At 42.7% G+C, this 3,272-nt stretch carries 3 protein-coding genes; 1 reads left to right on the top strand and 2 read right to left on the bottom strand.

Features of this window, described 5'->3' with window-relative positions; genetic code table 11:
• The coding region (locus HY805_09315) for a hypothetical protein (protein MBI4824408.1) at positions 1-623 on the bottom strand (623 nt) is incomplete at its 3' end.
• A gap of 79 nt (positions 624-702) precedes the next feature.
• Positions 703-2,850, bottom strand: coding sequence for a cysteine--tRNA ligase (locus tag HY805_09310; GenBank protein ID MBI4824407.1), 2,148 nt, complete (start codon positions 2,848-2,850; stop codon positions 703-705).
• An 82-nt stretch (positions 2,851-2,932) separates the two neighbouring features.
• Here HY805_09310 and HY805_09305 point away from each other — a divergent pair.
• A partial coding sequence (locus HY805_09305; GenBank protein MBI4824406.1) for a hypothetical protein occupies positions 2,933-3,272 on the top strand: 340 nt, incomplete at its 3' end.

Genomic DNA, 3,272 nt, shown 5'->3' with positions numbered 1-3,272 from the left:
TTAACTGTTATAGAGCTTGTAGTGGTTCTTAGTGCATCCTTTGCCGTGACAGTGATTGTATTTGCTCCTTCAACTAATGGCACATTGCTAACAACAAACTGATTGCCATAAACATCTGCTACTATTCCATTTACTGTTACCCCTAACTCACCTATGAAATTTTCCACTGTTCCAGTTACTATCACCTTTGGGCTTGATATTGTCTCTCCAGCAGATGGTGAAAGGATAGTGATATTTAGCGGTTGTGCTACCACCTTTACTTTAATGAAATTTCCACCCTGTCCTTTTAAGACAACTTTAATAGTGTTGGTTGATTGAAGGTTTATTGTCTTTATAGATGGATTGCTCTTTCTCAGGTCTCTGGAGTCTAATACCTCTACACCATTAATGCTAACAGAGACATTCTTTACCTCGTTAAGACCATCCTGCCCGCTTTGAACCCAGAGTTGATAAGTGTGAGGATATGCCTTAAAGGTATCTGTGTAGGTAACAGGCTTGCCTTTAGGCTTATCGTATTGCTTGCTGAATACTATAAATTCTGATTGAGCTAAAGAAGAACCAGCATCTACTAAAGAAATAATGAGTATGCTTAATATTAATAAAATCTGTTTTGCTACTCCCACCAATACCTCCTCAGGAGGCCTCTAAAACCCTGTATCATAACCCCCTCCCATTGTCAAGGGAAAAATGAACTACCTGGTTTCATTCGTGGCCGACCTTGACCTTCCATGTTGTGCCTTGTTTTTTATCCTCAAGTATTATGCCTTTTGCTTCAAGCTCCTCTCTTATGGCATCTGCCCTTGCCCAATCCATTGTTTCCCTTGCCTTCTGCCTTTCGTCTATAAGTCTTTGTATTTCCTCTTCTGACAATTCAACCCTTTTGGCTTTCATCGATGAGAACCACTCCGTAGGGGTCCTCATAAAAATATTGAGCACATTGCCTGTCTCCCTCAACTGCTCTTTTATATGCAAAATCTGTTGTTGGGCATCCTGTCTTTTGGGCATTGTGTCTAAGTATCTATTGGTCTCTCTGACAAGCTCAAACATATGACCTATGGCAAGGGCTGTGTTAAAATCATCGTCCATTGCCTCCTCAAACCGCATCTTGAAAGAGGAAAGCATTTCGGACAATGCCTTTTCTTCGGGGTTTAAATGAAGGGTAGGTTGGAGACCAGCCGAGGCGGACAGAAAATCCTCTATCCTCAAGACAGTGCTATAATATCTGTTGAGGGATGCCTCTGTCTCTTTAAGCTGTTCGTCCGAGAACTCTATTGGGCTTCTGTAGTGTGTCCCTAAGAGAAAGAGCCTTACGACCTCTGCATCGAACTTATCGAGAATCTCCTCGATGGTAAAAAAGTTTCCGAGGGATTTAGACATCTTCTCCCTGTCAACTGTGATAAAGCCATTATGAACCCAGTATTTTGCAAATGGTTTGCCTGTGAATGCCTCTGACTGTGCAATCTCGTTTTCATGATGCGGGAATATAAGGTCAGCGCCTCCTCCATGAATATCGAATGTCTCTCCGAGAAGCTTGATTGACATGGCAGTGCACTCTATGTGCCAGCCTGGTCTGCCCTTACCCCATGGGCTTTCCCACGATGGCTCGCCTTCCTTTGATGCCTTCCAGAGAGCAAAGTCCATTGGGTCTTTCTTTTTCTCGTCAATCTCAACCCTTGCGCCTGCAAGCATCTCAGAGAGCTGTCTCTTAGAGAGCTTTCCATATTCGGGGAATTTGCCCACCTCGAAATAAACGCTTCCGTTTAGCTCATAGGCATAGCCTTTCTCTATGAGGCTCTTTATTATGTCAATCATCTCCGCTATGTATTCGGTTGCCTTTGGCTCCACTGTAGCAGGCTTCACTCCGAGCCTTTCCATATCCTCATAATATTTCTGAGTGTATTTCCGAGCAATCTCATCTGAGCTTATGCCTTCCTCCTTTGCCCTGTTTATAATCTTATCGTCTATGTCAGTGAAGTTCTTTATAAAGGTTACCTTTAGCCCTTTATATGTAAGGTATCGCCTGATTACATCGAACACTATTGCACTTCTTGCATGTCCTATGTGACATCTGTCATAAACAGTAACACCACATGCATACATCCCAACTGCCTCGGCTGAAAGAGGCACGAAATCCTCTTTTTTACCTGTAAGTGTGTTATGGATTTTCATCTTACTGCCTTTTCCCTCAAGTCTTTCGAGCCTTTTTGTGAGCTCCGAGATATGGGTCTCGATTGCCTTAAATTTATCTTCAACCGGGTCTGGAAGATGGACATGGTCAAGAACCTCAACTGGTCCTGCCTCCTCGACCCGTAATATCTTCTTTTTTATCACCCTGCCAGGCACACCCACTACTATCGAATAATCAGGCACGGAATGAAGTAAAACAGAGTTAGCCCCTATCTTAGCATAATCCCCTATCCTTATTGCGCCTAATATCTTTGCTCCTGCGCCAACCACAACACCTTTTCCTAAGGTAGGATGCCTTTTGCCTTTTTCCTTTCCTGTGCCTCCCAATGTCACGCCCTGATAAAGAAGGCACTCAGTGCCTATCTCAGCAGTCTCGCCTATGACAACGCCCATTCCGTGGTCTATAAAAAACCCTGCTCCAATCCTTGCCGCAGGGTGAATCTCGATGCCTGTAAGCCACCTTACAATGTGAGAGAGAAGCCTCGGAAGTATAGGGATACGAAGCCTATAGAGGATATGATTGATTCTGTGCATGAATATGGCATGAAAACCCGGATAGGTAAGTATTACCTCGAGGGAACTTTTTGCCGCAGGGTCTTTTTCGAATACTGCCCTGAAGTCCTGCCTGATGTCAGAGAAAAAACCCATTTTATTATTATACATAAATCTGTGATATTATAGGCTTTATGCAAAAATTGCCGATAGAAATCTTTTCAGCCGTGATATAAAAATGTTAAATTAATCTATGAGCAGGATTTCTGTTTTAGTTAGCAAGCCTATCATTCACCTGTGCCTTATAGCACTCATTGGCCTTCTTGCCTACTCAAACACCTTCAATGTGCCGTTTCAGTGGGATGAGCCTGACTTTATAGTAAAGAACTCTACCATTAAAGACCTCGGAAATTTTATAAGCCTCTCAAAGATAAAAGCACTTATCACTCCTCTTAAAGGCAGATACATTGGTTATCTCACATTCGCACTAAACTATAAAATTCATGGACTCGATGTGAGGGGCTATCATGTCTTTAATCTGACAATTCATATCCTTAATGCCTTGCTTGTGTATTTTCTTGTCTTGCTTACAT

This window comes from Nitrospirota bacterium (assembly GCA_016207905.1).
Taxonomy (GTDB): domain Bacteria; phylum Nitrospirota; class Thermodesulfovibrionia; order Thermodesulfovibrionales; family JdFR-86; genus JACQZC01.
This window is presented reverse-complemented; position numbering and strand designations above follow the sequence as displayed.